This is a genomic window from Azohydromonas australica DSM 1124, assembly GCF_000430725.1.
Classification (GTDB): domain Bacteria; phylum Pseudomonadota; class Gammaproteobacteria; order Burkholderiales; family Burkholderiaceae_C; genus Azohydromonas; species Azohydromonas australica.
The window spans coordinates 57034-81784 of sequence record NZ_AUMO01000049.1; the positions used below are offsets into that span (position 1 = coordinate 57034).

At 69.1% G+C, this 24751-nt stretch carries 24 protein-coding genes, 1 pseudogene and 1 riboswitch; of the genes and pseudogenes, 7 read left to right on the forward strand and 18 right to left on the reverse strand.

Annotated features, from left to right (window positions below):
* Positions 1 to 101: 101 nt before the first annotated feature.
* A complete protein-coding gene (locus tag H537_RS0109030; protein ID WP_028997653.1) occupies positions 102 to 845 on the reverse strand; it encodes a hypothetical protein in 744 nt (247 codons plus the stop codon).
* Between the two features lie 18 nt (positions 846 to 863).
* Positions 864 to 1985, reverse strand: a complete 1122-nt coding sequence (mobQ, locus tag H537_RS50755; protein WP_084150541.1) for a MobQ family relaxase — start codon at positions 1983 to 1985, stop codon at positions 864 to 866.
* Between the two features lie 195 nt (positions 1986 to 2180).
* Here mobQ and H537_RS50760 point away from each other — a divergent pair, with 195 nt between their 5' ends.
* Positions 2181 to 2462 carry a DUF8583 domain-containing protein gene (locus H537_RS50760; protein WP_084150542.1) on the forward strand — a complete coding sequence of 94 codons (282 nt, stop codon included), beginning with the start codon at positions 2181 to 2183 and terminating at the stop codon, positions 2460 to 2462.
* 527 nt (positions 2463 to 2989) lie between these two features.
* On the opposite strand, the gene H537_RS41985 is transcribed toward H537_RS50760, so the two are convergent.
* Complete coding sequence (locus H537_RS41985; RefSeq protein WP_084150543.1) at positions 2990 to 4444, reverse strand: winged helix-turn-helix domain-containing protein; 1455 nt, start codon at positions 4442 to 4444, stop codon at positions 2990 to 2992.
* Positions 4445 to 4592: 148 nt separating this feature from the next.
* On the opposite strand from H537_RS41985, the gene H537_RS0109050 reads away from it, so the two are divergent.
* The gene (locus H537_RS0109050) at positions 4593 to 5606 is read left to right on the forward strand and encodes a catalase family peroxidase (RefSeq protein WP_028997655.1); all 1014 of its coding nucleotides are present in this window, start codon (positions 4593 to 4595) and stop codon (positions 5604 to 5606) included.
* Between the two features lie 34 nt (positions 5607 to 5640).
* Here the strand turns inward: H537_RS0109050 and H537_RS0109055 are convergent, their stop codons facing one another.
* Together H537_RS0109055 and H537_RS55485 are read right to left on the reverse strand one after the other, a co-directional pair.
* Positions 5641 to 8565, reverse strand: a complete 2925-nt coding sequence (locus H537_RS0109055; RefSeq protein WP_156901562.1) for a diguanylate cyclase — start codon at positions 8563 to 8565, stop codon at positions 5641 to 5643.
* A 301-nt stretch (positions 8566 to 8866) separates the two neighbouring features.
* Positions 8867 to 8986, reverse strand: a pseudogene (locus tag H537_RS55485) (allophanate hydrolase-related protein); the annotation flags it as partial.
* A gap of 48 nt (positions 8987 to 9034) precedes the next feature.
* Positions 9035 to 9157: riboswitch (guanidine-I (ykkC/yxkD leader) on the reverse strand.
* A 202-nt stretch (positions 9158 to 9359) separates the two neighbouring features.
* Between H537_RS55485 and H537_RS0109060 the strand changes: the two are divergent.
* Together H537_RS0109060 and H537_RS41990 are read left to right on the forward strand one after the other, a co-directional pair.
* On the forward strand, positions 9360 to 10667 hold the full coding sequence (locus H537_RS0109060) for an NRAMP family divalent metal transporter (RefSeq protein ID WP_238446639.1): 1308 nt from the start codon (positions 9360 to 9362) through the stop codon (positions 10665 to 10667).
* Positions 10668 to 10927: 260 nt separating this feature from the next.
* Positions 10928 to 11182 carry a hypothetical protein gene (locus tag H537_RS41990; RefSeq protein ID WP_064735931.1) on the forward strand — a complete coding sequence of 85 codons (255 nt, stop codon included), beginning with the start codon at positions 10928 to 10930 and terminating at the stop codon, positions 11180 to 11182.
* Here the strand turns inward: H537_RS41990 and H537_RS0109070 are convergent.
* From H537_RS0109070 to infA, 3 genes are all read right to left on the reverse strand, one after another.
* The gene (locus tag H537_RS0109070; protein ID WP_028997658.1) at positions 11169 to 11918 is read right to left on the reverse strand and encodes a S1 family peptidase; all 750 of its coding nucleotides are present in this window, start codon (positions 11916 to 11918) and stop codon (positions 11169 to 11171) included. The two genes, H537_RS41990 and H537_RS0109070, sit on opposite strands and share 14 nt — an antisense overlap.
* Positions 11919 to 11974: 56 nt before the next feature.
* Positions 11975 to 12184, reverse strand: coding sequence for a transcription antiterminator/RNA stability regulator CspE (gene cspE / locus H537_RS0109075; RefSeq protein WP_028997659.1), 210 nt, complete (start codon positions 12182 to 12184; stop codon positions 11975 to 11977).
* 66 nt (positions 12185 to 12250) lie between these two features.
* Positions 12251 to 12514: a translation initiation factor IF-1 gene (gene infA, locus H537_RS0109080; RefSeq protein ID WP_028997660.1), complete on the reverse strand. Its 264-nt coding sequence runs from the start codon at positions 12512 to 12514 to the stop codon at positions 12251 to 12253.
* A 194-nt stretch (positions 12515 to 12708) separates the two neighbouring features.
* Between infA and H537_RS52480 the strand changes: the two genes are divergently transcribed.
* Positions 12709 to 13062, forward strand: coding sequence for a hypothetical protein (locus H537_RS52480; RefSeq protein ID WP_156901563.1), 354 nt, complete (start codon positions 12709 to 12711; stop codon positions 13060 to 13062).
* Positions 13063 to 13128: 66 nt separating this feature from the next.
* Here H537_RS52480 and H537_RS41995 read toward each other — a convergent pair whose 3' ends face one another.
* The 3 genes from H537_RS41995 to H537_RS0109095 all read right to left on the reverse strand — a co-directional run bounded on the left by H537_RS41995 (position 13129) and on the right by H537_RS0109095 (position 15126).
* Positions 13129 to 13317, reverse strand: coding sequence for a hypothetical protein (locus H537_RS41995; RefSeq protein WP_238446640.1), 189 nt, complete (start codon positions 13315 to 13317; stop codon positions 13129 to 13131).
* Between the two features lie 74 nt (positions 13318 to 13391).
* A complete protein-coding gene (locus tag H537_RS52485) occupies positions 13392 to 14258 on the reverse strand; it encodes a CrpP-related protein (RefSeq protein ID WP_043458448.1) in 867 nt (288 codons plus the stop codon).
* Between the two features lie 214 nt (positions 14259 to 14472).
* On the reverse strand, positions 14473 to 15126 hold the full coding sequence (locus H537_RS0109095) for a hypothetical protein (protein ID WP_028997661.1): 654 nt from the start codon (positions 15124 to 15126) through the stop codon (positions 14473 to 14475).
* A 293-nt stretch (positions 15127 to 15419) separates the two neighbouring features.
* Here H537_RS0109095 and H537_RS0109100 point away from each other — a divergent pair, with 293 nt between their 5' ends.
* Positions 15420 to 16337, forward strand: coding sequence for a LysR family transcriptional regulator (locus tag H537_RS0109100; RefSeq protein WP_028997662.1), 918 nt, complete (start codon positions 15420 to 15422; stop codon positions 16335 to 16337).
* A gap of 235 nt (positions 16338 to 16572) precedes the next feature.
* Positions 16573 to 17259: a hypothetical protein gene (locus H537_RS49015; protein WP_051242235.1), complete on the forward strand. Its 687-nt coding sequence runs from the start codon at positions 16573 to 16575 to the stop codon at positions 17257 to 17259.
* Positions 17260 to 17286: 27 nt separating this feature from the next.
* Here H537_RS49015 and H537_RS0109110 read toward each other — a convergent pair whose 3' ends face one another.
* The 7 genes from H537_RS0109110 to H537_RS0109140 are packed head-to-tail and all read right to left on the reverse strand — an operon-like array spanning position 17287 to position 24751.
* A complete protein-coding gene (locus H537_RS0109110) occupies positions 17287 to 18222 on the reverse strand; it encodes an electron transfer flavoprotein subunit alpha/FixB family protein (RefSeq protein ID WP_028997663.1) in 936 nt (311 codons plus the stop codon).
* 1 nt (position 18223) lies between these two features.
* Positions 18224 to 18973: an electron transfer flavoprotein subunit beta/FixA family protein gene (locus tag H537_RS0109115; protein ID WP_028997664.1), complete on the reverse strand. Its 750-nt coding sequence runs from the start codon at positions 18971 to 18973 to the stop codon at positions 18224 to 18226.
* A gap of 10 nt (positions 18974 to 18983) precedes the next feature.
* Positions 18984 to 20429, reverse strand: coding sequence for an aldehyde dehydrogenase family protein (locus H537_RS0109120; RefSeq protein ID WP_028997665.1), 1446 nt, complete (start codon positions 20427 to 20429; stop codon positions 18984 to 18986).
* A gap of 10 nt (positions 20430 to 20439) precedes the next feature.
* Complete coding sequence (locus H537_RS0109125; protein ID WP_028997666.1) at positions 20440 to 21420, reverse strand: 2-dehydropantoate 2-reductase; 981 nt, start codon at positions 21418 to 21420, stop codon at positions 20440 to 20442.
* Positions 21417 to 22367 carry a fumarylacetoacetate hydrolase family protein gene (locus H537_RS0109130; RefSeq protein ID WP_028997667.1) on the reverse strand — a complete coding sequence of 317 codons (951 nt, stop codon included), beginning with the start codon at positions 22365 to 22367 and terminating at the stop codon, positions 21417 to 21419. The genes H537_RS0109125 and H537_RS0109130 overlap by 4 nt, the downstream gene beginning before the upstream one ends.
* On the reverse strand, positions 22364 to 23245 hold the full coding sequence (locus H537_RS0109135) for a DODA-type extradiol aromatic ring-opening family dioxygenase (protein ID WP_028997668.1): 882 nt from the start codon (positions 23243 to 23245) through the stop codon (positions 22364 to 22366). Before H537_RS0109135 ends, H537_RS0109130 begins: the two co-directional genes overlap by 4 nt.
* A gap of 30 nt (positions 23246 to 23275) precedes the next feature.
* Complete coding sequence (locus tag H537_RS0109140) at positions 23276 to 24751, reverse strand: aldehyde dehydrogenase (protein WP_028997669.1); 1476 nt, start codon at positions 24749 to 24751, stop codon at positions 23276 to 23278.

A 24751-nucleotide genomic window follows, 5' to 3' on the forward strand; every position in this document is an offset into this window, starting at 1 on the left:
TTAGCCATGGATGGACGCCCCCACTCGTAACGGCTTCGCGATGTGCCAAAGAGGAAGCGTTGCTTCAGCCATTTGAACCGAGAGGGGCGTTCATCCATTGTTCAGTACCCCCTCGGGATCACAAGTGCAACGCTGCGCCCGTCGGTCGTGTGCCAAGCTCCCCGCAACGGAATGGGTTGGCCGTTGTCGTCCTTGCCCTGGTTGCTGCTGGCCTCGATGCACAGCCGCCCGCCGCACTCAGTCATGACAATGCGACCACCCTTCTTCGCCAGCGCGGCGATGTTGGCCTGCAGCTGCTGCACCTCGTCTTCCAACGCCGCGTGCTGCTCCACTAGGCCGGCCATCTGATGCAACTGCCACTCGACCATCGACCAGGCCGCCACGATCACAACAAGGACAGCGGCACTGCTCACGCCGCCCACCACCGCCGCCAGCTTCCAGCCGAAGCCGTTCAGCGAGCGCGTCAGTGTGCCGTCTGCCTCGCGGGCGGCCTGCGCCGCGCCATTGATCGTGGTTAGGACTGGCTCGGTGGCTGTTTTTAGTGCCGCTACGGCGGTTCCGGAGATCCCGGCAAGGCTCTGCCTCACCGCAGCTCCTGCGGCCGTTCCTGCGGCCTGCTGGAGCCTTGGAGCAGCCTGCTCTGTGGCGGTGGTTACCGCGTCAGCCAGCTCGGCCATGCGCTCCGCGGCGTCGGTCAACACGGCCCGTTCTTCAGCCAGCGCCTCGCGCTCTTTGGCAAGCTCGGCTCGCTCCTTGGCGAGCCCTTGCAGGGCCTTCGTGACGACCTTCTGCTGCTCCTCGGCCAGGGCCAAAAGCCCGAACAGTTCCTGTTGAGGGTTGTCCACGCGCTACCTCCTTGGGGACTACCGCGACCAGCTCGGACCATCCTGCCGTCGCTGCTGTGCTCGCTGCTTCTCGGCCTCGCGCTGCTGCTCCGACTGCCTTTGCTGCTCCTGCTGCTGCAGCACTTCCTGACGGGCTTGCGCGGCCCGCTCGGCGGCCTGCCGTGCCTGCTCAGCTTGGAACCTCTGCAGTGCCCGCTCCTTGCCCACCTTGGCCTGTCGATGCAACTCGAATTGGCGCCGAAACTCAGCTATGCCGCTGGTAACCAGAGGTTTCACAGCTTCTATAGCTTGCCAACGCTCCTGCTCCTGACGCTGTTCGCGCTCGCGCTCTTGCAGCGCGGCTTTCAAATCACCCGACAAATCGAAAATGCAGCGGTCTAGCTGGCTTGCTTGGCGCTCCAGTTCACCGGCCTCTTTCGCGTGTGTCAGTCGCTCGGCCACCTCGCGCTCAAACTCCAAACGTTTGCGGCTGGCTTTTCCGGTACGTCGCTCAATGGCTGCCGCTGTCGGCCCTAGATGCCTTGTGGCTTGCCGCTCGATTCCCTGCGCTTCCAAGCTACGATGATCGACATAGGTTTCATGACCGTATTCCCGCAGCCGTTCGTTCTGAAGCTGAGCAAATCGTTCTCTCCACCGATCCACTTCCCGGCTCTTGCGGTCATCTAGTTCGCGGGTTTTCTCTGTAAATCCCTGCGGCCCCAAGCGCCGAGTCGTGAGCAAGACGTGGGCGTGATGATTTCGGCTGTCGCCAGCCTTGCCGGCAGCATGAATGGCAAGGTCCACCGCGCAACCGTGGCGCTCCACAATTTCCCGCGCCAGGTCTCGGGCCAGCCGCTCCCGCTGCTGAGCCGAAAGCTCGGCCGGCAGGGCAATTTCAAATTCGCGGGCAACGGTCGAGTTTTTCCGCGTCTCAGCCTGCTCAGCCGCATTCCACAGGGCATCCCGGATATGTGCCCACCCGGGCGCACCTTTTGGCAGAAACAGCTCAGTTAATTCCACCCCGCCCTTTCGGCGGTAATCGTGGAGTTCGCCCGTGCGCTGGTCCACCAGCCGCTCGGCAGTGCGGTACGCCACCGCCGCCACCGCGCTACGGCCGGCAGATCGGCTCACCGTCTTTACCGACAGGTGGTAGATCGCCATGGGGGCTTTCTCCCGGCGGGGTTGAGGGGCGCAGTCCCCACGCACGGCAAACAGGCGCAGCCTGTTTGCATAAGTGCGCCCTTGTCTACCTCGTAGCCTCGGGACACACTGCGCTCAGCGTACTCCTAGCGATCTGTCTTTGGGCTTTCGCTGACAGCGCGTTACGCTGCTCCTGACATCGCTTCTAGGGTCCTCATGGCAACCATCGACGAACGCATTGCAAGCCTGGAAGCCAAGCTCAAGCAGGAACGAGCCAAAAAGCAAAAGGTCGAGGCTAGGAAACGGGCTATCGAACGAAAGCTTCAGCGGGCAGCCGACACGCGCCGAAAGATTCTCGCGGGCGCCTTGGTGCTGGAACTCATAGAGCGCGACGAAGCTTCCCGGCAGCGTTTTATGCAGCGCTTGGATGCTTACCTGACACAGCCTGAAGACAGAGCGCTTTTTGGCCTAAATGAAAATGACGGCAGCGGGAATTGAAAGTACTATTGGCGTCGACAAAATTTTTCCACTTTCGCAAGATCGCTGCCTGGAGAAAATTCAGCCACTCTAAGAATTTATTACATTGACGCACCATAGCATCGCCACCCATTGGGACAGTGGGCGACGCTCCTTAAATACCGGGGAACTTTTTGCTTTTAGCAGTTAAAATATAACGATAATTACCAGAGAAGGCCTAATCTTCCTTCAGAACGTTGAAATTAATACGAGCGCTTCAAACCATTCCCCTCACAGGCCATGTCAAAGCCTGGACGGGACACGGTAATGAACGGACTACCTCAGTCCACCCCCGCAGGCGTGTTATAGGCGCCTGAAATTTTGTATCTATTGCCCAGGATTCTCCCGGGACACCACAGCAACCCCTGCCGCCCCAACTTCAAAATTCAATTTTCATGCAATGAATACCGTGAAGATTCTTCGCGTCCGAGTATTCCTGGCACCAGTTCCCGGTTGGACGCATTGGCAATACAGGTGAATACGTTGCTCCGACCTTCGGCAGCCGCCCCTCACCCCTCCGGCAACCCCGCCGCCCGCAGCAGCGCGACATATCTGCCGCCCCATTCGCCGCCCTCCCTTTCGCCCGCTGGCCAGGTGGCCTTGAGTTTCGCCACGCTCCAGCCCGGATTGCTCGCCATGAATTCCGTCATCACGCGCCGCCCCTGGTCCACGTTGCCCAGTTCCATCGCCGCCGCCGATACCACCAGCGGCGCATAGCGGTTGCCTCCAGGCACCCGCATCGCCTTCTCGCCCGCTTCCAGCGCGCCTTGGGCGTCGCCGCTGAAGAGCCGCGCCCGCGCCAGCACGCCGTAGAAGAGGCCCGCGTCCGGGTCGTCCGGCCCGGCCAGGCGCAGCGCCTCGTCGGCTTCGCGCACGGCCGTCGCGGCGTCGCCCAGACGCAGGTGCGCCACGGCGGCCCACATCCAGGCCGGCGCGTAGCCCGGGTTGCCGCGCAGCTGCGCCTGCACCAGCTCCAGCAGTTGCTCCGGTGTGGCCGCGGGATGCCGCCCGGCGCGGCCGGCCGCGTCCACCATCAGCACCATCTGCAGCTCGCGCGCCACGCGCGCGGTGAGCGCGGGCGGCAGCGCTGCCGGATTGGCGTCCAGACCCTCCGCGCGGTGCGACCACACCACCTCGCCCGCCTGCGCGTCCACCAGCCGCAGGTTCAGCTGCGCCCGCGCACCGGCGCGATGCAGGCTGCCCTCCATCACATAGCGCACGCCCAGCTCGCGGCCCACGCGGCGCGCGTCCTGCGCCTCGCCGCGGTAGCGCTCCGCCAGGCCGCGCGCGACCACGAAAGTCCCGGGAATGCCGGTGAGGTCCGAGGTGAGGTTGTCGGCGATGGCCTCGGCCAGCGCGTCCCGCGCCTGCCCGCTCACCGCCGAGGACAGCGGCAGCACGGCCAGCGAGAAGCGCGGCGGCTCCACCGCTGCCGGGCGCACCGACAGGCCCAGCGCTACCAGCGCCGCCACCGCCAGCACGAAGCCGCCCAGCAGCCAGCGCAGCCGCGCGGCGCGTAGCGGGGCCGGGAGGGCGGCAACTGCCGTTTCAACAGGAACAGCTGCCACGTCGCCGTCCGGAGCCGGTGAGGCCGGTACCGGCTCGCCAGCCGGACTCGGCCCGGTTTCCGTCGGCGTCGGTGCCTCGTCCGCCTCGGCCTCGACGTCCGCGAAGGCGTAGCCCACACGCGGCAGGGTGCGGATGCGCTCGGCCGCCGGGCCCAGCGCGCGGCGGATCTCCTTGATGCACTGCGCCAGCGAGTCGTCCGTGACCACGGCGTCGGGCCACACCTGCCGCATCAGCGTCTCGCGGCCCACCACGCGGCCCCGCTCCTCCAGCAGCACGGCCAGCACCGCGGCGCTGCGCGGGCGCAGCCGCGCCTGCCGCTCGCCCAGGCGCAGCTCGCCGCGCAGCGGGTCGAAGCTGCCGCCGGCAAAACGCATCGGGTGAAGGGGTGCTTCCATCGCGCCACCTGCCGGAACCGCCCGGCTCTCAAGGAGATTTCAGCCGCCTTCCCGGTTTTTTCAACCGATTTCCGCGACAGCCGGAGGCCGCAGGCGTCCCATGAGGGCATCGGTCCGCACCCCGGGCCGCCCTCACGAGGAGCCCCACATGACCTCCATATCCCTCGCCGCCGCGGCCTGCGCGGCGCTGTGCGCTTCGGCCTCCGCGGTCGCGGCGCAGGCCGAGGCCCCGGCCGACACGCCGGCCACGCCACAGGCGCTGGTTGATGCCTTTGAAAGCGTCTCCGGCAAGCACCCGGGCTTCCGGCGCGGCGGGGCCAAGGGTTTGTGCGCCGAAGGGCATTTCACCGGCACGGCGGAAGGCCGCGCGCTGTCCTCGGCTTCGGCCTTCAGCGGCGAGCGTTTCCCGGTGGTGGCGCGCTTCTCCGTCACCGGCGGCAATCCGCGCGGCTCGGACAAGGCCCGCACCACGCGCGGCCTGGCCCTGCAATTCGCCCTGCCCGGCGGCGAGCGCTGGCAGATAGCCAACATCTCGGCGCCCATGAATTCGGTCTCGACCCCGGAAATCATGCTGCGCTCGCTGGAAGCGCGGAAACCCGACCCGGAAACCAAGAAGCCCGACCCGGCGAAAGTCAAAGCCTTCACCGAGGCCTATCCGGAAACCCGGGCGCAGGCGGATTGGCTGAACAGCCACGGCGTTCCGGCCAGCTACGCGGCCGTGAATTACTGGGGCGTGCACGCCTTCCAGTTCACCAACGCCAAGGGGCAGTCGCAATACGTGCGATGGGTTTTCGAGCCCGTTGGCGGACAGGAATTGCTGGACGAGGAAAAACTGAAATCGCTGCCTGATGATTTCCTGACCGACGAGTTGCGGCACCGCGTGGCGGACCGCCCGGCGGAATTCGCCCTGCGGCTGCAATTGGCCGAGGCCGGGGACAACCTGGTGAATCCAACCCTGACCTGGCCCGACACCCGCAAGACCGTCACCGTGGGCCGGCTCGTGATCGACAAGGTCGACAGCGGCCCCGGCGGCGCCTGCGACCCGATGGTGTTCGACCCGAACGTGCTGCCCAAGGGCATCGCCGCCTCCGACGATCCGGTGCTGCGGGCGCGCTCGGGGGTGTATGCGGTATCGGCGGGGAGGCGGCTGGCGGGGCAGTGAGCACTGGAAGGCGACGGCCCGGACCAGCCATTCGTCACCCCGACGACACCCGCGCCCGCTCCTCGCCAACCGGCGCCGCGTCCTCGGCAACGGGGGCCACCCGCTGCGCCTGTGCGTCCGCGCCGCCGGTTTCCGCTCCTCGCCCATGCACCCGGGCGCGATCGCGCCCGGCCGCCTTGGCGGCGTACAGCGCCTCGTCCGCGCGGCCCAGCGCGGGCTCCAGGTTCTCCTCTCCGGGGCGCCAGACGCTGATGCCCACGCTGGCCGTCACGCGGATCTCCTGGCCCTTGTGCGGCACCACCAGGCGCCGCAGCGCCTTGCGCAGGCGCACCGCCGCGCGCAGCCCTTCCCGCTCGTCGGCCCCCACCAGCAGCGCCACGAACTCCTCGCCGCCGAAGCGGCCCACCAGGTCGCTGCCGCGCAGCACGCCCTTCAGCGCCTCGGCCACGCGCGTGAGCACGAGGTCGCCTGCCTGGTGGCCGAAGCCGTCGTTGATGCGCTTGAAGTGGTCGATGTCCACCATCAGCGTGGCCAGCGCGTGCCGGCCGTGCCGGATCTCCTGCTCCGCGAGCTGGTTGAAGTGACGCCGGGTCAGCAGCGAGGTCAGCGAGTCCACGCGGGCCTGGCGCTTGAGCTCGGCCTCCAGGCGTTGGCGCTCGGTCACGTCCATCACCGTGATCTGCAGCGCCGCCTCGCCCTGCCAGGCGATGCGCCGGCCCATCATCTCCATCCAGAACGGCGTGCCGTCGCGCCGCAACGCGGCCACGCGCAGGTGCATGGCGTCGACGTCGCCGCGGCACATCCACTCCCAGTGCTGGCGCATCTCCTGGCGGGCGTCCTCGGGCAGGAACGAGGCCAGCCGCGGCTCGCGCAACAGCGCCGCCGCCGTCCCGTAGCCGTACATGCGCGCGGCCACGTCGTTGGCGAAGAGCACCTCCACGTCCTCGCCCATGCGCGCCACCAGGATGCCCTGCAGCGAGCCGTCGATCAGCGCCCGGTAGTGCCGCTGGCTGTCGCGCAGCTCGGCCTGTGCCTGGCGCAGCGTCATCTCGGCGTGCTTGAGGTCGGTCACGTCTTCCTGGCTGATCACCACGCAGCCGTCGGCTCCCTCCAGCGGCGTGACGCGCACCTTGTACCAATGGCTCCCGTCCGCGCCGGTGCATTCGTAGTTGTGCTTGGACCACGGCAGGTCCTTGCGCATGACGGCCTGGATGCCCCACAGCACGGCGGTGACGCCGTCGCGGTCGGCGGTGCCGGCGCGGCGCAGCACCTCCAGACCGTTGCGGGCCTCGGGCTCGGCCCCGTGCGCCAGCGTGAAGCGCGCCCAGGCCTTGTTGGCGTCCACGATGCGGCCCTCGCGGTCCACGATGGCCACGGTGGCGGCCACCGAGTCCAGGATGGCGCGCGTGAATGTGCGGCTGGCTTCAAGCTGCGCCTGCTGCTCGGCGTCGCGCTGCAGCGCGCGCAGCTGCTGCGCCGTGGCCTTGGCCAGCACCGCGATGGCCAGCGTCAGCAGCAGCGCCGAGAGGAACAGCTCGCGCTCGAAAGCGCGTGCCAGCGGCACCGCGCTCACCGAGGCCGTCACCACCAGCGGATGTGCCTTCGAAACGCGGTAGCCGACGAAGCGCTGCTCGCGGTCCAGAGGCGACACGCCCACGAAGGCGCCGCCGTCGCCGGCGCCCAGGCGGCGGCCGAGCAGCTCCCCGCCGCGGGCGCTAGCGCCGGCCAGCTCCGCGGGCATGGGCTCGCGCAGCAGCACGCGAGCGTCGCTGCGGAACAGCGTCACCGCGCCGCCCGGCCCCAGGTTGAGCGAGCGGTAGAAGCTGCGGAAGTAGTCCAGCTCCAGCATCGCGACCACCACGCCGGCGAAGTTGCCGTCGCGGTCGCTGACGCGGCGGCTGTAGGTGAAGGCCCGCTGGCCCCAGGCGGTGTCGATCAACGGACCCAGGAACGTGATGTCGCCGCGGCGGTGCGCCAGGAAGTAGTCGCGGAAGGCAAAGCTGCCCGGCAGCGCGGGCGGGAAGCGGGCCGAGTAGCTCATCACCCGGCCCTGGGCGTCGAGGATGACCAGGGCACTGATCTGCTGCAGCGACGCCGCCGACACGGCAAGCTCCTCCCACTCCTGGCGCGACTGCCCGAAGCGGTCGATGCCCTGGCGCCGGATGCGGTCCGCCACCTGGCGCAGGATCAGGTCGGCCGGGTCCAGCGAGCGGTGCATGTGCTCCAGCAGGGTCTGCGCCACGCTGTCGGTGCGCTGCTCCACGTCGCGCGCGATGCCCGCGCTCTCGTTGCCCAGGATCAGCGCCCAGGCCGCGACCAGTCCCGCCGTCGTGACGCCGGCCACGGCCAGCGGCGCGGCGTGGCGGCGGCAGCTGCCCGGGGCCGTGGCGGCGAGGCACAGGCCGCCGGTCGCCAGGGCCAGCACCATCTGCAGCACCGCCGACTGCGGCGACTGCGTCACCAGCAGCAGCCGCTCGCCGCTTTGCAGCCACCAGGCCGCGTAGGCCACGGCCACCACGCCGCTGGCGGCCGTGCCCACCACCGCGGCCACCGCGGCGCAGGCTAGGCCGCGCCCGGTGCGCGGGTCGAAGTACAGCGCCGCCCCAGCCACCAGCGCGAAGCTCAGCGACAGCAGGGGCGGGCTGAGCAGGGCAGCGTACTGGCTTGGCGGCTGGGCGAAGACGCAGGCCAGGCTGGCGAGCGACACCGCCAGCAGCGGCAGCGCGGCGTGCTGGACCTGCAACCCCCTGAAGGGCGGCCGGCCCATGGCGGCCACGCACAGGCCGGCCAGGAGAAAGCCCAGCGCCGAGCCGGGCCGCATCGGCGGCACGGCGGGCAGGCCCAGGGAAAGCAGCTGCCCGTGGCCGTTGAGGCAGATTCCCAGCGCCAGCAGGCCGCAGGCGGCCACCAGCAGCGCACCGGCACGTGCGCCACGCTCGCTCCACAAACGGAGGCTCATCTCCTGATGACGCGCACGACGCCGGACACTGAAAGCCTTCTTTCGGACAACGAAGGAACGTCGTCATCGGCACGTCAGGTGGCGCCTGTAGAGCGCAGCGGCTTGTTCCGGGTCGATCCGGAGGGATTGGAGGCAGGGACGTGAAGTAGTTCCGGTTGGGAGATGGGTTCAGATGGATTGCCGCAGGCCCGCCGGGCAGCTCTCGAATGACGCGGTGCCAGCTTCCCCTTGCCCGCAAACCTTCAACCACCCCCGCCGGCTCGCAGATGAAGCCCGACACGCGGCTGCCGTCGGCCAGCAGCGTGGTGCCGATGCCCAGCGGCGCGGGGATGCCGGCCACGAAGCTGCCGAAGTGGCGCGCGGGCAGCTCCCATACCTCCACCTCGATCGCCGCCCCCGCCTCGCCCTCTCCCACGCGCATCAGCCCCCGCAGCGGGCAAAAGTCGAGAGGGCACTTCTCGCAAAGTGGTCCTCCCGGGCTTTTGTCCCTCCGTGGAGCCTGCGCCGATGGAAAGGTCGCCACAGGCCGACAGCTCTCGGACCAGACAGGGCGCGCAAGCCGCGAACCCCCAGAACCCTAGCCATCCTTGAAGGCACGGCGCCAAGGCTGTCCCTCTCAGTGCCCCGTTTCCGGCCGCCGTGGCGCTTGAATACCGCTCTCGTTTGCCCCATGTCGGCGCGTCCTGGGCACGGAGATGCTTGTGGTGCACGCGAGTGGTGCCGATTCGGCGTCCTGAGGCCGTTCACTGGTTGCCTCGGACACATCCCGGGTTTGGCTTTTGCCCGTCTGGGGGGTGTCCTCTTCCCGCACTCCCCGTCCGGGGCCGCCTGAAGCCCCCGACAGCCTGCAGACCGCCGCTGCCGCCGATGGGTCGCGTTCGCGCCTGGGAGCCGGCCTGATCACCGGCGCCTCGGACGACGACCCCAGCGGCATCGGGACTTATGCGCAGGCCGGATCTCAGTTCGGCTTCGGGCTGCTGTGGGTAATGTGCTTCACCTACCCGCTGATGGTGGCGGTGCAACTCATCTGCGCACGCGTGGCCCGCGTGACGGGGCGCGGCCTGGGTGCCAACCTCGCTCGGGTGCTGCCGCGCTGGGTGCTGCTGCCGCTGCTGCTGGCGCTGTTCGCCACCAACGCCGTGACCATCGGCGCGGATCTGATGGCCATGGGCGAAGCCGCCACGCTGCTCGTGCCCGGCCACGCCGCGGCCTGGGGCGTGGGGCTGGGCCTGGGTTCCATCGCGCTGCAGGTGTTCGTGCCCTACAGCCGCTACGTCAACCTGCTGAAGTGGCTCACGCTGAGCCTGCTGGCCTACGTGGCGGCGGCCTTCACGCTGCACGTGCCCTGGGGCGAGGTGCTGCAGCGCGCGCTGCTGCCGCATTGGCAGGACAGTGCCGACTACGCGCGCATGACCGTGGCGGTGCTGGGCACCACCATCTCGCCCTACCTGTTCTTCTGGCAGTCGTCGCAGGAGGTGGAGGAGCAGCGCGCCGCGCCCGGCGAGGCGCCGCTGCGGGCAGCACCCGCCCAGGCGCCCGCGCAGTTCGCGCGCATGCGCTTCGACACCAGCCTGGGCATGGCGGTCTCCAACGGCATCGGCTTCTTCATCATGCTGACCACCGCCGTGACGCTGCACGCGCACGGGGCGGGCACGATCGAGACCGCGGCCGAGGCGGCCAAGGCGCTGCAGCCGGTGGCGGGCAAGCTGGCCTTCGCACTGTTCGCCGCCGGGATCGTCGGTACCGGGCTGCTGGCCATCCCGGTGCTGGCCGGCAGCGCGGGCTACGCGCTGGCCGAGGCCTTCGGCTGGCGTCGCGGGCTGGAGCGCAGGTTGGGCGCAGCGCCGGCCTTCTACGCCGCCATCGCCGCCGCCGTGGTGCTGGGCATCGCCATGACGCTGCTGCACGTCAACGCAATGAAGGCGTTGGTGTTCACTTCCATGATCAACGGCGTGGTGGCCGTGCCGGTGTTGGCGGCGCTGCTGTGGGCGGCGCGCTCGCGTGCGCTGCTGGGAGACTTCACCATCGGCCGCGGCCTGTGGGCACTGGGCTGGCTCACCGTCGTGCTGATGCTGGTGGCGGCCGTGGCGCTGTTCTTCTAGCGCGCGGCCCGCTTCGTGCTTGCGCCTTGGCGCAACGCGCTCGTCATTGCCCTGGACACAGTGCGGGCCACAGCACGGCGTTGCACTACTGTGCAAAGGGACAGTGCGGAGGTACGCATACCGGAGTACCCTGCCCAAAGAGTAGGCAGAGCGCCCCGCCCGGCGTCGAGCTTGCCCATGCACGGGCCGTCCAGCAATGAGGCGCCTGCATGCCGCTCGCGCAGGAAGCGATCCTGAAACCTGATCCAGGAGCAGAAGCCATGGCCAGCCTACCCGTCTCGTCGCTCACACCGTCCCGGCGTGATGCCTTGCGAGAGAACCTTCCGATCATCGTGCAGCTGCTCAAGCAGCACCTGGCCCGCCACATCCCGGACGGCTACGTCGAGGACTACCTCGCGCTGGACTGGCTGGAGTGGCACGGCGGCACGCTGCGGCTGACGATCACGGGGCAGAACATCTGGCGCTACGCCACCTCCATGCAGGGCCGCGCGGCGGAGGGCCTCAAGTCAGCGTGAGCAGGATGTCGGCGTACCAGGCGCAGTTCAGGCCCAGCGCCTCGTCCTGCAATTGGTCGCGCCCGGCGATGTCCATGCGCGAGGAGTGAACACCCAGCAGCTTCCAGGGCAGGCCCTGGACGGCTGCGGACGGCGAGGTGTCGCGCATCAGCACCGGCGCGCCGCTGGTGCCGCGGTGAGTGCGGGCATCGGTCAGGAAGTAGCCCTTGCCCTGGAAGCGCATGCCGTAGGACGACGCGATCACGGCCTGGCGCACCACCGGCAGGTGGTGCAGCAGGTCATGGAAACCCAGGGGGAAGCCGACGATCAGCAGCGCGTCCCCGACTTCGATGTGCTCGCCCTCGGCGGCCGGCAGGTGCGCCGGCGTGAAGGCCTGCAGCACGCAGCGCTCGGGCAGCGCGGCGCGGTCGATCTCGAGCACCGCGACGTCGATGTCGCCGCCGCTGTCCTTGCCGTCGCGCCACACGCTGCGTCCCTCGCGGTACAGCAGCATGGACAGGCCGATGGACTGGGTCAGGTTGTCCGGATCGGTGTGCAGCTCGATCTCGATGCGATCGGGAAAGTGCTTGCTCGGCTCGTCGATGAACACGTGCCGGCTTGTCACCAGGAACAGCCGGTCCTCGCGCTCGAAGAAGAAGCCGCTGGCGCCGGTCAGCGGTTGCTGGCCGTCAAAGGTCGAGATGCGTGCCGCGGACAGCAGGATGGCCTCCGTGGTCGTCGAGGGACCGGAATTCATCGTGCGTCCTCCTGCGGCAGCTTTCTCAAGGCACGCTGCCGGTGCCTGGGACGTGCTTACAGCGTCCGGATGTTGGAGGCCTGCGGGCCCTTCTGGCCCTGGGTGACCTCGAACTCCACGCGCTGGTTCTCGTTGAGGGTCTTGAAGCCGGTGCCCTTGATTTCCTTGAAGTGGGCAAACAGGTCCTTGCCGCCGTCGTCAGGCGTGATGAAGCCGAAGCCCTTGCCTTCGTTGAACCATTTCACGGTGCCGGTCTGGGTAGTCATGTCGTCGATCCTTGTTGGGACGGTTGGGGGAAAAAGTTTGGGGTTGCGTGCCGGGACTGCCCGGCATCAGCGCCGACGCTGCGGTGCAGACGAAGGCGGCGGACCGCGGCGCTCCAGGTGGCGGAACGTGATGCGGCCCTTGCTCAGGTCGTAGGGCGAAAGCTCCAGCGACACGTTGTCGCCCGCCAGGATGCGGATGTGGTGCTTCTTCATGCGCCCGGCGGCGTAGGCCACGAGCTCGTGCCCGTTCTCCAGCTTCACGCGGTAGCGCGAGTCCGGAAGGACCTCGTCGACCACGCCGTGCATTTCGATCAGTTCTTCCTTGGCCATGTGCTTGCTCCTGTTTCGAGAAGGACGGGAGGCCACGGCTGCGCCTGGCCGGCGGTGGTGCGGCCTATCCAGTCCAGTCCTTGGGTGGTGGCGTACTGCAGCGCTTCCTCGGCGGAGTCGAACTCCGGAACGAAGCGCAGGACGCGGTCATGCGTGGAACTGCCACGCCCGCTGCGAATGGAGACGGACGAGGCATGACGACCCAGCCCTGCGGGGCGGGTCAGCGGGGAGACAAGGTACTTGCCTACCTGGATGGAGGAATCGATGAGGTACTTTCAATCGCCCGAACCTTCAACGAGGCCGAGCAGGGCTGGCAGGAACAGCGCGCAAAGCGCACGCTGGCGGCGGATGAACTCGGTCCGGGCGCGGGCTGGCAGGGGTATTCGCTGCCGGCCTGGGGCAACCAGAACGTCGAGATCGCCGTAGCAATCAGCAGCCCTGGAAAAGGAGAGAGATCAACTCGTGATCCGAGCACCTGCGCGATGGCGTCAATCCTTTTGGGAAGACCTCCGGCCGCAAGTGCCAGGTTGGAAATGTACCACTCTTGATGTAACGGCTGCTTGGCAAGGTCTTGTGTGCAGGCCATGCAGGCCGCTGCCAGCGCTGACCAACGATCAGCCGGGCTTGTTGCGCCCAGAGGTGGCGCCCTGGCAAATGTTGTGGCCCGTGATCGTCAACCGCAGCGAGCCCCCATGCCACTCCAGCCAGTCCAGTGCCAGGTAGTCTTCAAGGTAGCCAGCCGGTATGTCGCAGGCAAGCCGTTGCTTGAGCAACCCGGCGGTGACCGGCAGGCCGTCGCGCAAGGCCTCGCGCCGGGATGCGGGAGGTGAATGGGATGGTCTTGGCATGGTGTGGGCTCCTGGTTTGCGCGTTTCATTCAGCCCTGCGCTGCCGGCGCAGCATGCACGGCATAGGCCACTGCGTCGGCCAGGCGCTCGTAGCGGTAGCGCCCGAGCCTGTAGATGCCGGCATCGAAGCCGATGCCCCAGGCAGCCATCTGGGCCAGCTCATCGGTGCCTGGCAGTCGGGGCGGCTCGTCGGGGGCAAGGGACGCATGGGCCCGCGCCTGGAGGCCGCTGATGTTCCTGGGCAGTTGCGCGTAGGCCATGGCATCGGCCAGTCGGTCGTATCGGTAGCCCCGGTATTCGTAGTGCCAGCCAACGCGCCGCACACCCAGTTCATGCATGTGCTGCTGGCTCTCGTCCGCCGGCACCGGGCACGTTGACGGGCCCGCCGCGTCCAGCGCGCCCTGGGTGCACGGACCCGTGCCCTGAGACGCCGCAAGGTCGTACTGGCAACGCAGTCGCTCGACGACGGACCGGAACTCGGCTTCCAGTTGGGCGTCCTGCCGCGCGCCGTGCTCCAGGCGCTCCATGTTCCAGTTCCGGCCGACCTCGTCGCGCGCGTGCTCGGTCGGCACCGGGATCTGCAACAGCGTTTGCGGAAGCACGGCCACGGGGGTGCGGGCGCTGAGGAGCCAGTGCATCCGGCGCTGTACCAGGGTGGTCAGCAGCGCCGGGGTCAAGGGCTCCTTGCGGCGCTGGGCGAAGTCCGGGCCGAGCTGGAAGTACCCCTCGAAGCCCCGTTGCCACGCATCGTGCCGGCCGGACCAGTCTGCCAGTGACTCGCCCGTGGCCTGCGGCATGTTCTCGCGCAGAAGGAAGGGGTTGGATCGCCAGCTTGCACCGCGCGATGCAGCCTGCGCGCCATCGCGCTCCAGCGCAGATTGGCCGAACACGTCCATGACAGCCGCCTTGCCCGGTCCCTGGGACCGCGTGATGTGAGCTCAACCTTGTTGATCAGAGGCTGCGCCTGGTCTCACGAGAGCATCGGCCTTGTAGGAACACGCTCGATCCGCGTCCCCTCGACAGGCTACTCCTTTATCCGGGCAAGAACACTGGCCCTTTGCCTCGCAGTGCCAAGGCGGCCATCAGGCCAAGCGGATGCTGGAAGCCGTGCTACGGCCCAAGCAGTTCGTCCAGCTCCCAGGATGTGACGGCACCGGCCGGCGGCGCATCCGTCACGGCCACGCCGATGCGGGCCACCTTGGTCATGAGCTTGAGCTCGCCGATGCCCATGCCCAGCACCAGCTGCGAGGCCAGCGAGCCCGGCACGCCCTGGTCCATGTCCGTGACCGCGCCCGAGGGCACGAAGCAGGCGATGTCGAAAGCGCCCGGCTCGGCCTCGCTGGGCTTGGCCATGTACCGCAACGCCGTCACGTCCAGCGCCTTGCCGGCCAGGTCCATCGGGCCCTGGCTTTCGGCCACCTCGCGCGGCACCGGGGGCTTGAAGGCACAGGCGCTCAGCCCGGGCGGCAGTTCAGGTGCGGCCTCCACCAGCGTGCGCGCCGCGGCCATGCCCGCGGGATCGCATCCGCAGCTGATGGCCAGCAGCACCGTGCTGCCCCCTCCCGTCGGCACCTGGTTGATCTCCACCGACAGGTGCTCGTCGAAGTCCCGGGCGGCGGTGTCGATCGCGTCCAGCTTGTCGATTGCCGCCTCGACGGCTTCGCCCCACTCCACGCTCTCGGGCGGGAGATGCGCAGGCGCACGCAGCACATCGGCATGGGCCTGGACGGTGTTCCAGAACCCGGCGGCCTGGTCTTGATGCATGGCTTCTCCAGTTGCCGCCGCGAAGGACTCCGGCGGGCGCGGCCCAGCATACGCCCCGGCCATGAGCCGGCCTGCCGGCAACGCCCATTGAATTTTTCGTCCGCACTGCCCTCCCGACACGGGTCGCCTATCGGGCTGGCGTGTTCTCGCACGCTCATGGCCGCGGCTTGCGGTGCAGGACAATCCGCCCACCCGGCGCCACGGCCCACGAGGCCGCCCGCGCGCCGGGCCACGCGGCGTGCCGGGCCACACCCGGGTGCGCCGTTCCCTACGCCCAGGACGATGAACCCTTCATGGAACTCAAGTGGCTTGAAGACCTTTTGAGCCTGTCGCGCACGCGCAGCTTCTCGCGCACGGCCGCCGAGCGCTTCTGCACCCAGTCGGCCCTGAGCCGGCGCATCAAGGCGCTGGAGCTGTGGGTGGGCGTGCCGCTGGTGGACCGCAGCGCCTACCCCACCTCGCTCACCCCGGCCGGACTGGTGTTCCGCGACACCGCCGAGGAGGTGGTGAGCCAGCTGCTGGAGGTGCGCGACGACCTGCGCGACCGGCTGCAGCCCAGCAGCGACGCCGTGACCATCAACTCGCTGCAGACGCTGTCGGTGGTGTGCTTCCCGCAGTGGCTGCAGGCCTGCCAGCAGCGCATCGGTCCCTTCGACGTGCGCCTGGTGCCCGACAACCTGCACGGCTGCGTGCGCGCCCTCGTGGAAGGCAGCTGCGACCTGATGCTGTCCTATGCGCATCCGGCCGTGTCGGCCGCGCTGGACCCGGAGCGCTTCCCCTCCGTGCTGCTGAGCACCGAGCGCTTCCTGCCCGTGAGCAAGGCCGGCGCGAACGGCCAGCCGCTGTTCGCCCTGCCCGGCACGCGGCGCGAGCCTCTGCCCTACCTGGCCTACGGGCCGGACACCATGCTGGGCCAGGCTGCCGACTTCGCGCTCAAGCAGCGCCAGCACCACGGCGTGTACCTGCGCTGCTGCTACCAGAACCCGATCGCGGAAGGCTTGAAGCCCATGGTCAAGGCCGGCCACGGCGTGGCCTGGATGCCCAGCAGCCTCATCAAGCGCGAGCTCGACAGCGGCGAGCTGGTCCCCGCGGGCGACGCAAGCTGGGAGCTGGCGCTGGAGACGCGGCTGTACCGCCGCGCCGAGGGTACCAAGCCGCGCGCGCTGCAGGCCTGGGGCGCGCTGCAGGAAGGGCTGCCCGGGCAGGCCTGAGCCCGTCCGCGGCCGGGCGCTTCGGCCCAGGCCCCCGCGTGCGCGGGATGGCTGCACACGACAGCCCCGTGCCTTGCGCTTTCGCAATCCACGGCCGGCTCCCGTATTGACCATGGCCGACGCCCGGCACACACCGGGCCGGCCAAGCCGCCGGCATCCGCCCGCGCTCACGAGCCGCGGCCTTGGGCCTTCACGTCTTCGGGTGAGCGTACCTGGTCAACCACGGGGGTCCCCTATGCAACGCATTCGCTACAGCCTTGTCGCCCTGAGCGTCGCCACGGCACTGGCGCTGCCCAACGCCGGCAGCGCGCATGAAGACAACCGCTTCGATTACGAGGCAACCAGTGCGAAATGGTGGCAGTGGGCCCTGTCCATACCCACCTCCACCAACCCGCTGGCCGACACCAGCGGTGCGCACTGCATGGTCGGCCAGCGCGGCCCGCTGTGGTTCCTGGCAGGCACCTTCGGACTGGGTACCGTCACCCGCCACTGCAGCGTGCCGGCGGGGGTGACGCTGTTCTTCCCGGTCGTCAACTCGGTGCAGGTCAACACCCCGGGTGTCTGCGGGCAGACAGGCCCGTTGAGCGTGCATGAGATGCGCGCCAACAACGCAGCGTTCATCGATGGTGTCACCCAGATGACGCTGACGCTGGACAGCCGTCCCGTGCCCAAGCTGCGCAGGGTGCGCTCGGAGCCCTTCGTCGCCGTGCTGCCGGCGGACAACCTCTTCCTGAACCCGTGCAACGGCGACTCGCCCGCGGGCGTGTACGGCCCCTCGGTGGACGACGGCTACTACGCCCGCCTGGAGCGGCTGTCCCCGGGCCGCCACGTCCTGCAGTTCACGGCGAAGAACCCCAGCGCCAACTTCGACCTGAACGTCACCTACATCCTGGACGTCGTCAGGACTGCCGGACCGCGGTAGGCCAGTGAGGGCCAGGCCGGACCGGCCTCACGCCAAGGCCGCGGTGAGCGCCGGCACGGCCTCGAACACGTCGGCTTCCAGGCCGTAGTCGGCCACGCTGAAGATCGGCGCCTCCGGGTCCTTGTTGATCGCCACGATCACCTTGGAGTCCTTCATGCCCGCCAGGTGCTGGATCGCACCGCTGATACCGCAGGCGATGTACAGGCTCGGCGCGACGATCTTGCCGGTCTGGCCCACCTGCCAGTCGTTGGGCGCGTAGCCCGCGTCCACCGCGGCGCGCGAGGCGCCCAGCGCCGCACCCAGCTTGTCGGCCAGCGGCGTGAGCACTTCGGTGAACTTCTCGGCCGAGCCCAGCGCCCGGCCGCCCGACACGATGATCTTGGCGGCGGTCAGCTCGGGGCGGTCGCTCTTGGTCAGCTCGCGGCCGACGAAGGCGCTCTTGCCGCTGTCACCCACCGCAGCCAGGCTTTCGACCGCGGCGTTGCCGCCGGTGGCGGGCGCAGCGTCGAAGCCCGTGGTGCGCACGGTGACCACCTTCACCGCGTCGGCGCTCTGCACCGTGGCGATGGCGTTGCCGGCGTAGATCGGGCGCTCGAAGGTGTCGGCCGACAGCACCTTGGTGACGTCGCTGAGCTGCGCCACGTCGAGCTTGGCCGCCACGCGCGGGGCGGCGTTGCGGCCGTTGGCGGTGGAGGGGAACAGGATGTGGCTGTAGGCGCCTGCCACGGCCAGCACCTGGGCGGCCACGTTCTCCGCCAGCTGTGTGCCCAGCGCGGGCGCGTCGGCGTGGAGCACCTTGGCCACGCCCTGCACCTGCGCGGCGGCCTGCGCCACGGCAGCGGCGTTCTCGCCGGCCACCAGCACGTGCACCTCGCCGCCGCAAGCGGCCGCGGCGGTGATGGTGTTGAGGGTCGCGCCCTTGAGCTGCGCGTTGTCGTGTTCGGCGATGACGAGGGAAGTCATGTCAGATCACCTTGGCTTCGCTCTTGAGCTTGTCCACCAGCGTGGCCACGTCGGGCACCTTCACGCCCGCGCCGCGCTTGGGCGGCTCCCCGACCTTCACCGTCCTGATCCGCGGCGCCACATCCACGCCCAGGTCCGCCGGCTTCACCGTCTCCATCGGCTTCTTCTTGGCCTTCATGATGTTGGGCAGCGTCACGTAGCGCGGCTCGTTCAGGCGCAGGTCGGTCGTGACGACCGCCGGCAGCGCGACTTCCACCGTCTCCAGGCCGCCGTCCACCTCGCGCTTCACCTGGGCCTTGCCCTCCAGAACTTCGACCTTGGAGGCGAAGGTGGCCTGCGGCAGGTCGGCGATGGCCGCCAGCATCTGGCCGGTCTGGTTGTTGTCGCCATCGATCGCCTGCTTGCCCAGGAGCACCAGGCCGGGCTGTTCCTTGTCCACAAGCGCCTTGAGGATCTTGGCCACGGCCAGCGGCTGCAACTCGGCGTCGGTCTCGACCAGGATGGCGCGGTCCGCGCCGATGGCCAGTGCCGTGCGCAGCGTTTCCTGGCATGCGCTCGCGCCGCAGGAGACTGCGACGACCTCGGTGGCGGCGCCCTTCTCCTTGAGCCGCACGGCCTCTTCGACGGCGATCTCGTCGAAGGGGTTCATGCTCATCTTCAAGCCGGCGAGGTCCATGCCGCTGCCGTCGCTCTTCACCCGGACCTTGACGTTGTAGTCCACCACCCGCTTCACGGGCACCAATACCTTCATGTCGTTTCTCTCAAGGTTGCAGATAGGTCGTCTTCACGCTCGTGTAGAACTCGGCCGCATGCCGGCCTTGCTCACGCGGCCCGTAGCTCGATCCCTTGCGCCCGCCGAAGGGCACATGCGCATCCACGCCCGCGGTCGGCGCGTTGACCATCACCATGCCGGCCTGCAGCTCGCGCTTGAAGTGGGCGGCCATCCGGAGCGAGGTCGTGCACACGCCCGCCGACAAGCCGAACTCGGTGTCGTTGGCCACAGCAAGGGCCTCATCGGCATCCCGCACCCGGATGACGCTCGCCACCGGGCCGAAGATCTCCTCCCGGTTGATGCGCATGGCATTGCTCGTACCGGTGAACAGCGCCGGCTGCAGGTAGTGCCCGGGCTGGCCGTCCACGCTCTGCAGCGCCTGACCGCCGAAGGCCAGCGTGGCACCCTCCTCGCGGCCGATGGCGATGTAGTCCAGGTCCTGCCGCAGCTGCTGCGCATCAACCACCGGCCCGATCACGGTGCCCGGATTGCGCGCGTCGCCCACCTTCAAGGTGGCCAGTCGATCGACCATGGCGGCCACGAAGCGGTCGTGGATGCCCGCGCTCACCACCAGGCGCGAGCTGGCCGTGCAGCGCTGCCCAGTGCCGAAGTAGGCGCCGTTGACGGCGCAGCTCACGGCCACGTCGAGGTCGGCATCGTCCAGCACCACCAGCGGGTTCTTGCCGCCCATCTCCAGCTGGAACTTGGCCATCGCGCCACGGCGCGTCACGCAGGTGGCCGCCACCTTGCGGCCCGTGGCCTCGGAGCCAGTGAAAGTCACCGCCGCCACGCGCGGGTCCTGCAGCAGCGTGTCGCCGATGTCGCGCCCGCGCCCCATCACCAGGTTGAACGTTCCCGCGGGCAGCCCGGCGCGGCTGAGGATCTCGGCCAGCGCCCAGGCACTGCCGGGCACCAGCTCCGCCGGCTTGAACACCACCGTGTTGCCATAGGCCAGCGCCGGGGCGATCTTCCACGCCGGAATGGCGATGGGAAAGTTCCACGGCGTGATGATGCTCACCACGCCCACGGGCTCGCGCGTGATCTCCACGCTCATGCCCGGCCGCGTCGACGCCAGCAGCTCGCCCGGGATGCGCAGCGCCTCGCCGGCGAAGAACTTGAAGATCTGCGCCGCGCGCGTCACCTCGCCCGTGGCATCGGCCAGCGCCTTGCCTTCCTCGCGCGCCAGCAGGTCCGCCAGCTCCGCCTTGCGCGCGGCGACCTCGCTACCCACGGCGTCGAGCACGTCGGCACGCTGCTGCGGCGTGGCTGCCGCCCACTTGGGCAAGGCCGCATGCGCCGCGCCAATGGCGTCCAGCGCCTGCGCCTGGCTGGCGCGTGCGTACAGCCCGATCACGTCGCGCGTGTCGGACGGGTTGATGTTCTCTCCGGCGGAGCTGCCCTCGATCCACTTGCCGCCGATGTAGTTGCGCCTGATGTCCATGTCCTCAGGCCTCCGGATACAGGCCATGCACGCGGGCGAACAGCCGCGTGAGCCCCAGCAGTGCATCGATGCTGGGCATGGGCATGCCCAGTCGGCTGCCGATCTCGTGCACCGCGCCCACGATGGCGTCGAGCTCGATGGCCCGCCCCGCTTCCACGTCCTGCAGCATCGAGGTCTTGAAGGCGCCCAGCTTGGCCGTGACGGCGTGGCGGTCCTCGGCGTTCTGGCTGATGGCGCAACCAATGCGCTCGCCGATGGCCGCGGCCTCCTGCATGGCCGCAGAGCAGAAGCCGCGCACCAGCGGGTCGGCCAGCAGTCGGTCGATGGTGGCGCCGGTGATGGCGCTCACCGGGTTCATGGTCAGGTTGCCCCAGAGCTTGTACCAGATGTCATAGCGCACGTCGGCCGAGTGCGTGACGTTGAAGCCGGCCTGCGCCAGCAGGTCCGCCACGGCCTGCACGCGCCCGCTCTTGCCGCCACGTGGCTCGCCGACGATCAAACCATCGCCCATGCGGTGCTGCACCAGGCCCGGCTCGGGCGTGGAGGTGCTGGCATGCACCACGCAGCCGACCACGCTGTCGAACGGGATGGCCTGCGCGATGACGCCGCCCGGGTCCACGCTCTGCAGCGGCGCCTCGAAGCCGGGCTGGCCCTGGCAGAACCACCAGGGCACGCCGTTCATCGCCGGCAGCACCAGCGTGTCCGGCCCCAGCAGCGGCGCGATGCCCTGCGCGACCGAGGTCAGCGCCGGGCCCTTGACCGCGATGACCACCAGGTCCTGCACACCCAGCGCCTCGGCGCGGTCGCTGGCCCGCACGGGTCCCGTGACCCGGCCCTGCGCCGTATCCATCCGCCAGCCGTGCTCGCGCAGCGCCGCCAGCGTGGCGCCGCGCGCCACGGCGCTGACGTCCGCGCGGCCCGCCGCCGCCAGCCGCGTGCCGATGAAGCCGCCGATCGCGCCGGCGCCGACGATGCAGACCTTCATTGAGCACCCTCCTTGGCCCGGCGCAGGTTGTCCTTGAAACGATCCGGCACCCGCTCGTCGAAGCCCAGCGCCACGCGCCGCACCTCGGGACTGTCGGTGGGCTGGTGGCCCACGCCGAGCGCTGCAGCACGCGGCGCATCGACCGCGGTGACCGTGCCGCTGATGCGGCCGATGCCCGTGATCTCGCATTCCACGACCTGCCCCGGATCGACGCTGCGCGAGTGGCAGGGCGTGCCCATCAGGATCACGTCGCCCGGCACCAGCGTGATGTGGCGCGCGATGTCGGCAATGACGTAGTGCGGCCCCCAGATCGTCTCCTCGCCGATGTGGGCCTCCTGCACCACCAGCCCGTTGACGTAGGTGCGCAGCGTCTGCTCGAACAGGTTCACGCCGCGCACGATGCCCGGTCCGATGGGCAGCAGCGTGTCGGCGCCCTTGACGCGCAGCATCGAGCCCTGGTCGGTGTCGCGGAAGTCCTGCAGACCCATGTCCAGCGCCGGGCAGAAGCCCTCGATGCAGTCCCACGCCTCATCTGGCGTGACGTTGCGCGCCGTGCGGCCGATCACCACCGCGTACTCGCCCTCGTAGTTGAGGTACTTGCAGTCCGCGGGCTTGAGGATCTGCCCCTTGTGCCCGTTGAGCGAGGTCGGCGGCTTGGTGAAGTAGGTCGGCGTCTCGGTAGGCCGCGCCTTGTTGCGCGTCTCGAAGCTGCGCGAGCTGTACGAGATGTGCACCGCGATGATCTTGCTGGGACTGACCGGCGGCAGGTAGGTCGCACCGTCGGCGTCGAGCAGGCGCCCGTCGTCCAGGCGCAGCCGGCCGCGGTCCGGGCCCTCCTCGACCATCGTGCCCCAGAACGCGCTGCCGCCCACCAGCACGCGGCGGCGCTCCACGCGCGGGCCGCGCATCACGGCCGGCAGTCCCTTCAGCGGAAACTCGAAATTCATGCCGCGCTTCCCGTGGTGTCGAACCAGATGTGGATGTTGCCGGTGCCCCGCGCGTTCTCATAGGCCGACAGCGGCTCGCCCCTGGCCCGGCAAGCCTCACCGCCCATGGCGCCGAGCATCTGCAGGTAGTGTGCGCCGAAGGCCTCCCAGGGCAGCTTGCGGTACTCGTCGTCCCAGCGCTCCAGGATGAGGTCGTGCCGCCCCTGCTTGAACAGCTCAATGGCGCCCTTGTCGCTCTCGATGTTCTCGGGCCGCGAGACGTTGCTCTCGTGGAAGATGCGCGGGTGCTTGGGCTGCCAGTCGATGCCGTTGAACTTGTGGCTCAGCGCGCCGGAAGCCAGCAGCACGACCTTCAGGTCGCTGCGGCGGATCGCCTCGCCGATGGCCTCGCCGGACTTCAGGAAGTGCGGCCACTCGCAGTTCTGGCAGGAACTCACGCTCACCACCGGCGTGTCGCTGATCTCCAGGCGCAGCTGCTTGATGAGGTTGATGCTGGCGTACTGCCGGCCCAGCTCGGGATGGCAGACGGCGCGGTTGTAGCCGCCCTGCTCGCGCGACACGGCCTCGATGGCCAGCGCGAGCCCAGGATGGCCACGGTAGTCGTAAGGCACGCCATGCAGGTACCAGGGCATCTCGTCCGAGATGTAGCTGCCTTGGTAGCGCGCACCGCCGTCCACCAGGTGGTAGCCGGTGGTGAACCAGTGCGAGTCCAGGATCACGACCACGTCCGGCCTGGCGGCCGTGATCTTGTCCCTCAAGCGTGCGAAGCCGGCGATCAGGTCCGAGTCCTCGCCAGCGCCCATGGCGCGGCGAAACTCCTCGCACTGCATCAGGCCGGGGTGGTGCGAGACGACGGCTGCGCCAACGATCTGTCCCATGATGATGATTCCTTGATGTCGTTGACGGGCTCAGCGCTGGCTGAAGCTGGCCCGGAAAGGTTTCTTGGGCACCACGACATCCTTGATGTCGCAGAAGAACTCGAAGCTCCAGTCGCCGCCCTCGCGGCCCACGCCCGAGCGCTTGATGCCGCCGAAGGGCGCCGCCAGGTCGCGGATGCCGAAGCTGTTGATCCAGATGAAGCCGGTGCGCACCCGCTGCGCGACTTCCGTGGCATGGCCGGTCTCGCCGTAGCACACGCCTCCCAGCCCGTAATCGGTGCCGTTGGCCAGCTCGATGGCCTCGTCATCTCTGCCGAAGGTCTGCAGCGTGAGCACCGGCCCGAACACCTCGTTCTGCACGATCTCATCGTCCTGCCGCAGCTTGGTGACCATGGTCGGCTGCACGTACTGCGCGCCGAAGGGATGCCGGGCGCCGCCCCACAGCACCTCGGCGCCGCCGGCCACCGCACGCTCGATGAAGCCCATCACGCGCTCGACCTGGCGCGGGTGGATGATTGGGCCCACCTCGGTGGCTTCCTCGCGCGGGTCGCCGATGGTCAGGCGCTCCACGTAGCCGCGCATCGCGGCGATGAATTGATCAGCCACCTTCTCGTGTACCAGGAAGCGCGTGCCCGCCAGGCACACCTGCCCGGCATTGCGGTACATCAGCGCGCCGGTGGCGGCGGCGTTGTCGATGTCCGCGTCCTCCAGCACGATGAAGGGGCTCTTGCCGCCCAGCTCCAGGCTGCAGGGCACGAGGTTGGCGCCGGCCGCCTGCGCGATCCACTTGGCGGTAGGCACGCTGCCGGTGAAGGACACGCGCGCGATGCGCGCATCGCTCACCAGCTTCGCGCCGGTATTGGCGCCCGTGCCCTGCACGACGTTGAACACCCCCGGGGGTAGCCCCGCCGCGTGCGCGGCATCGGCCAGCAGCGAGCAGGTCAGCGGTGCCCACTCGGGCGGCTTGAGCACGCAGGTGTTGCCCGCGGCCAGCGCCGGGCCGAGCTTCCAGGTGGAGAGCATCAGCGGCGCGTTCCAGGGCGTGATGATCGCCACCACCCCGGCCGGGTCGTGGCGCACGATGTGGTGCGCCTGCTCGGTGTCGATGGGCCGGTCCTGCAGCTCCAGCGCGTGCTGCGCGAACCAGGTGATGTTGAGCATGGCGCGCGGCACCACGCCATGGCGCATGCGCGACAGCAGCACGCCCGCGTCGTTGCTCTCCAGCCGGCAGAAGTCGTCGGCCCGCTTGCCGATCTCCTCGGCGAAGCGGTCCAGGTAGGGCTTGCGCTCGGCCGCGGTGAGCGCCGACCAGGCCGGGAAGGCCTGCTGCGCGGCGCGGATGGCCGCATCCACGTGCGCCGCGGTGCCCTCGCTGATACGGCCCAGCGGGCGTTGGTCGATCGGGCTGAACAGATCGAAGCTCTCGGCGGAGGCCACGCGCCGGCCGCCGATGTAGTGGTCCGGCGAAACCGCGATGCCGGCGATGTCCAGGAGTGTCGTGCTCAT